The sequence below is a fragment of the Lactobacillus kimbladii genome (assembly GCF_014323605.1).
Classification (GTDB): domain Bacteria; phylum Bacillota; class Bacilli; order Lactobacillales; family Lactobacillaceae; genus Lactobacillus; species Lactobacillus kimbladii_B.
Window position 1 is genome coordinate 1 of sequence record NZ_SCMB01000010.1, and the last position, 6,191, is coordinate 6,191.

Annotated in this window: 6 protein-coding genes; 2 read left to right on the forward strand and 4 right to left on the reverse strand. The window is 27.1% G+C overall.

The window, feature by feature from the left end; translation table 11 throughout:
* Window positions 1–94: IS3 family transposase (locus tag ERK18_RS09175; RefSeq protein WP_147444110.1), on the forward strand; the 94-nt coding region annotated here is incomplete at its 5' end.
* 112 nt (window positions 95–206) lie between these two features.
* Here ERK18_RS09175 and ERK18_RS09180 read toward each other — a convergent pair.
* From ERK18_RS09180 to ERK18_RS09190, 3 genes are read right to left on the reverse strand one after another with little or no spacing between them, the layout of a single operon-like run.
* Window positions 207–1,817, reverse strand: a complete 1,611-nt coding sequence (locus ERK18_RS09180) for an ATP-binding cassette domain-containing protein (RefSeq protein ID WP_081945380.1) — start codon at window positions 1,815–1,817, stop codon at window positions 207–209.
* A gap of 37 nt (window positions 1,818–1,854) precedes the next feature.
* Window positions 1,855–2,760: an LpxL/LpxP family acyltransferase gene (locus ERK18_RS09185; protein WP_034981289.1), complete on the reverse strand. Its 906-nt coding sequence runs from the start codon at window positions 2,758–2,760 to the stop codon at window positions 1,855–1,857.
* Window positions 2,757–3,800 carry a ThiF family adenylyltransferase gene (locus ERK18_RS09190; RefSeq protein ID WP_052059686.1) on the reverse strand — a complete coding sequence of 348 codons (1,044 nt, stop codon included), beginning with the start codon at window positions 3,798–3,800 and terminating at the stop codon, window positions 2,757–2,759. Before ERK18_RS09190 ends, ERK18_RS09185 begins: the two co-directional genes overlap by 4 nt.
* 868 nt (window positions 3,801–4,668) lie before the next feature.
* Here ERK18_RS09190 and ERK18_RS09195 point away from each other — a divergent pair.
* Window positions 4,669–5,439: a biotin--[acetyl-CoA-carboxylase] ligase gene (locus tag ERK18_RS09195; protein ID WP_122026729.1), complete on the forward strand. Its 771-nt coding sequence runs from the start codon at window positions 4,669–4,671 to the stop codon at window positions 5,437–5,439.
* A gap of 658 nt (window positions 5,440–6,097) precedes the next feature.
* On the opposite strand, the gene ERK18_RS09200 is transcribed toward ERK18_RS09195, so the two are convergent.
* The coding region (locus tag ERK18_RS09200) for an IS3 family transposase (protein WP_147444110.1) at window positions 6,098–6,191 on the reverse strand (94 nt) is incomplete at its 5' end.

Genomic DNA, 6,191 nt, shown 5'->3' on the forward strand with positions numbered 1-6,191 from the left:
TTACGTTTACTGGTTCAATCATATTAGAAGATCAAACAAACTAAAATACACGACCCCGATCAAATATCGAAATCGTGCATTGAGTCTTGCGTAATATTAAAATGTCTAACTTTTTAGTTGCACTTCACTTGTGTTAACTATCATCAAAAAAATTTATACTTAATTCTTGACATACTTCATATTTTTACTTTTGATTTTCACTGTACTTAACAATTTAATCTTAAAGTTTTATTTTCAAGTACATAGTGTGTAAAATGTGCATGTTTAAATTCAATATCGTCATAATAATGAGCAACCTCAATCACTGTACAATCTAAATTTTGAATAATTTTATTTATTTTGTCCGACATTTTTGGATCTAAACTAGAAGTTGCTTCATCAATTAAAATAATTTTTTTATTAAAAAGAAGAGCTCTAGCAATTTCGATTCGCTGCCGTTGTCCACCAGATAAGTTTTTCCCACTTTCACCATAATATCTATTTAAAGCATCGTTACCTAGTTCATTAATCAATCCTACTTTTTCAAGAACAAATAAACAATCTTTAGTTGAGAAATCCTCGCCTAAAGTTAGATTAAAACGCAAAGTATCATTAAATAAGTTGGGATTTTGTCTTATATAAGCAATCCTACCAGATTCGAGAATATTGTTTATTTTACTATTCTTTTCCCTCAAATAAATTTTTCCGCTACTTGGTTTAATAGAACCCTGAATCAAATTAAGTATTGTCGATTTACCAACACCAGAAGCTCCTGTAATCAAAATTTTTTCTCCAAAAGTAATATTTAAATTCAAATTATTGATAATCTGTTTACCATTTGAGTACGTAAAATAAACATTTTCAAAACAAATTTTTGGCTTAATATCTTTCGATATTTTTTTAGGAGCTTTAAATTCAATCATATGTTCACTATAAGATTTTCGAATTTCTTGAGTAGTTTTTATCTTACTAAGATACTCTGAAACTGTTCCTAATGGACCTACGACTCTGTCACTAGCCATAAAAATACCAATCAAAGCTGCAGAAGATATCTTTCTTTGAATAACTAAAAGCAAGCCAATACCAATAGGTAAAATATAACTAACAACTGAAAGAATTGAAGCGACAAAAAAAGTAACAGCTTGCCAGTTATTCATAAGTAAATAAGAATTTTCGGATTCATTTAAATACTTATCTGTATCATTGTACATATACTTTTCAGCTAAATAAGTTTTGATAGTATTGGCTCCATTAAATAAATCAGTTACCTTACTTAAAAATCTACTACTATCTTCCTGCCACTTTGAAGAAGTGGCAGTTAATTTTTTACCAAAAATCTTTGGAGTTATCATAGGTAATAAAGAAAATAAAATAAACAAAATTCCAATAGGTATGCTTAAACTTAAAATATAAATTCCAGAGATTAATGCCATTAACAAAGACGCAAATACTTCAAACATCAGACTAAAGTAATCTGTTTCAACCAATTTAAAATCATTAAATATTTTTGAGACATTATCCGCAGTATCACTACTAAAAGTTGAAGTATTAATTTGCCCATAAATAAAATTACTTTTGAGCTTTACATTAAGCTTTTTTATTGCTAAATTTATTAACATTTTTCTTAAAGTCATTGAAAAATACACAATAGCCATTGCTGAAAAGCTTTTGACAGCATAAAACATTACTTCTAAAAATGTTGAGTTATGATTAAAATTTGCTATAGAAGAAAGTACCTGTGCCAAAACTACTCCATCAAATGATGAAATAATTGTTGTTATTATTATTGAAAATACGAGCCAATTAGGTAACCATCTAATTATGTTTTTTATTTTCATTTTTATCACCGTTGTATATTAAATTAATATATAATACTTAATTGATTGATATTCTATTTTTGGAAAACAAATACCAATACCACCACTTTTCAGGAGTCTTAACTATTATACTGTTTATCAGTCTGTGAATATTATTATTAATCTGTCCTACTGTCATATCTTTTATATTTATCTTGGAATAAAATCTTAATTCATAATGAGGAAAATCATCTATTCTTGTAAAAGTAACTGGTTGTATATTTGAATTATTTCGTTTAGCTAAGGCTGCTAATCCGTACGCTACGGGAAAGAAATTATCTAAATACTTAGTACGATACTTGGGTTTAGGACCTAATGTATATTCTGGAAATTCAAGTATATTTTTTGAATTTTTTAATAAATTATCCAACTTAAAAAGAGCATTAACTGGGTTAGATGTGTCTAAAACTTCTGTTATGTACTTTTTTAAGCTCGATAACATTACATCTAAAATGGACCGCATATGCTCCCCTTCATCACCATTAGCTAATGGAACATTTTGAATTCTTAAACTCGCCAATATTATTGGTATAGAATAAAAATCTCCCCAATGTGGACTAAAAATTATCGTATTTCCTCTCTTAATATCATTTAATTTTTCTTCATTTATAATAATTAAATTATTTTTTAGAAAACACTTTGTCTGAGAAAATAAATAAACAAATATAGCATCAGTTTCTTGAAACAAAATATAGTTAGCCCATTTTTTGCTCAGTGACTCTTGGTTTTTTAAATTAGTAAACTTCATGGCTTTACTTGCAATTGTCACAAGGTCTTGAATATTTTCTTTTTTTTCGTTTATTTCAATTTGTCTAATTAAAGAAATTTCTTTCCAAATCAAATCAAGTTGATTACTTTTTTTTAATACTTGGAAAAGACGTTGATCATCTAGATCACTCAAATACATAGAAAAATCATAAATCATTCTGTTGACTCTTTTCTTATCATAGTCTTTCTTATTTGATACAAGTTCATATCAAACTCATTAAAAGAGTTTATCAATAACAAGTTATCATTATTATTAAACAATTTAAAAAACTCATTTATCTGAATAGCAGCAATAATTTTTATTATTGGCAAAAACGACATGTTCACCACAGGAGGTATAATTTCCTGATTTTTGTTTCGTCCTAGTTTTGATGTTTCAAGATAATCTTTCCACGTAAATGTTTTTTTAGGAATTACCATAGTTCCTAAAGAGGCCTCATGTCCTGAATAACCTCCACCAACAATATGTGGTACTCCCTTTTTTAAGCATTCATTTGAAACCAACAGTGATACATTTTTTATACTTGGATAATCAGCACACGAAAAAACAAAATCTGTCCCTGCAATTACTTGGTTAATATTAGTCTGATCAACTTTTAAGCTAATGTTATTTATATTTATTGCAGGATTAACAGTTTTACCAAATTTTTTAATAACATCAACCTTTGATTTATTAATATCTTTAGATGTAAAAATTGCTTGATTGGCTAGGTTTTCTGGTTCTACTTTGTCAAAATCAACTATAGTATAATTTTGAACACCTATTCTAAATAATTGCTCAAGTAAATTTGATCCTAATCCTCCACAGCCAATAACAGTTATATGCTTATTCATTAGCTTTTTTAAAAACTCATCAGTAAATTTGTTTTTATTAGGATACATATTCAAATAATTATTTTCCCTATCTAATAGTTCATAATTATTTTTCAAGGACTTATATACTATTAATCCATCGCAAAATAATTGATTACAAAAATCTTTTAGAAAATGTTTATTGATTTTTTTTGAGGACAGTTTCTGATTTACCATGTGTAATATTTCAGAGTCAGTAAATTCACCCGTTAAATAAGATATAATATTAATGGCCAATTCATCTGCAGTATATGATATTTGCTTATGCTCGTTATAAATTTCAAATTCTATTTTATTTTTATTTCTATATACACCTATTCCGGGCCTTATCATTGGAATAAACATTATTCACCTTTTTATTTTGAAAACTAACTAAAATAAACGAGTTCTAAGGAACTCGTTTATTACTAACATTTATCAGATACTTTATTTGGAGTAATGCTTTCCACTTTATTAGTTAACATAATTATTCACGAACTTTCTAAATATATTTTAATATATCATATAACGTTTTTAATTAAATTGCAACTTTATTTAATTTAATTACAAATTTTTATAATATAAATTTTTAATCCTTGCCTGCTGCTATTTATAGTTTTCTTTTTTAAATTATTTGCTCAAAGGGATTTAATATCTGCCCAACATTAATGATTCCTTGATTCAATAATTTGTCTTAGCTACTTCGCCAAAGTTTGCTTGAAACTGCTCATAATACGGCAACTTCTTTACCTTAAAGTTGCGGGTATAATTTTTAAGTTCATGGCTTGATCAAGCCAGAAGAAATAATGCTTAGATTTCTTGTCTTGATAATATATTCATTTAAAAGTTAGCTACTCATATAAAGTCTGTTTAATACAAATCCACATTGCTTCAATATTGCTTTTTACGACTAGGCAGATGCTACATAAATAAATCTAATAACTTATCAAAAGTGGGATCATTAATTAACATTTTATTAGTATTACGTGATAAATTGTATATTAAAAACTGTAAGTCTTGTAATAAACTAGTCATATAGAAGAAAATCTCACTGAATATAATCTTGTTCAAATTACATTTTAATAGAAAGTTCTTTTCTGTTTTTTTATTTTCCACATAAATATTTTATACTAACTACAATTTATTATAATTTTGCTTCTTAACTAAGCTTGATATATAATATTTTAAAGATTTATTTGAATATCAAAATTTATTTAACAAGGGTAAAATAATCATGATTAAAAATAATATTTCAAAAAATCAAAATCTTATTGCCAATCAATTATCTGACTTACCAATTACTGTAACATGGCTAAAGCAAGTTGATTCTACTAACACATACGCTAAACAGCACTTTCAAGCACAACAATATCAAAGTATTATTTTAGCTGGTAGTGATGTCCAGACACATGGCTATGGCAAACAAAAACGTTATTTTATTTCTAATAGTGGTGGCGTTTATTTGTCGCTTATTGCAAAAGTGCCACACTTAACAACAAGTAATCAAGGACTTTTAACTACTGGAACTGCGTGGTGTCTTCACCAAACTATTCGCCAGCAATTTAATACCATTTCCGATATCAAATGGGTTAACGATTTACTCTTACATGGGAAAAAAATCGCTGGTATTTTGATCGAAAAGATTGCTACTCAAACAGTTATAATTGGTATTGGTTGCAACTTGTATCAGCCTAATTTAGAACAAGCGTTAGCATCTAGTACTAATGTATTAGACTATCCTCCAACCACTGAACAATTTTGCAAGTTTGTAGCCCAATTAGTTAGAAAACTCATGTCATTTATACCTAATTTTACACAAGAGCAATTTCTATATGATTACGAAAAAAACATGTCAATGCTTGGACAAAAAGTAACTGCTATAACAGGAAAGAAAGCAATTACAGGAGATGCTGTCAGACTCGACAACCAAGCAAACTTGATTCTTAATAATCATGGCCAGCTTGTAACCATTAATAGTGGTGAAGTACTTAAAATTAGACAATAATTTATTACTTTTAAGTAAGCAAAAATTAATAAATAACAAGTTTATTATCTTTTCCAATCTTCGCTTAAAGACAGCTAATGTCACAATAAAAAATAGAAATTATTGATCTTTATTCAGCAGTATTTTTCTCATGCCTTAATTATTATGTAAAATGAATTAATCTTTATGTAACTAAAGCTAGACGGACTTAAAAGCTTATATATTATTTAGTTATAATTTACTTCTGTATATTTTTATTCTATAATCTACTAATAAAGAGTAAAACTTTTAATTTAAATATTAAAAATAATTAGTATACCTATCTTTTTAAAAAGCATCGTGCAATAAATGATTTAGTTTTAGTTAAAGCACCTGTACTTATTTCTACCTTTAATTGAAACTGATAACAGTCATAATGAGGTAAGTATTGCTTTATGTAAGAGCTATATTCTTAAAGATAAAGCCAGAATAATAACATATTTACCATTACAATAATATTATAAAACTATACCATTATGAAAAAACGTTTATCTAACTTTCAATTAAGCATAGAATTACATATTATTGAAGTATGTACGAACAACGTAATTGAAATCATTGAATAATAACAAATTAAAGACCAACAATTGATCTGACCCCCCGAAATTGAAGTGCAACTAAAAAGTTAGACATTTTAATATTACGCAAGACTCAATGCACGATTTCGATATTTGATCGGGGTCGTGTATTTTAGTTTGTTTGATCTTCTAATATGATTGAACCAGTAAACGTAA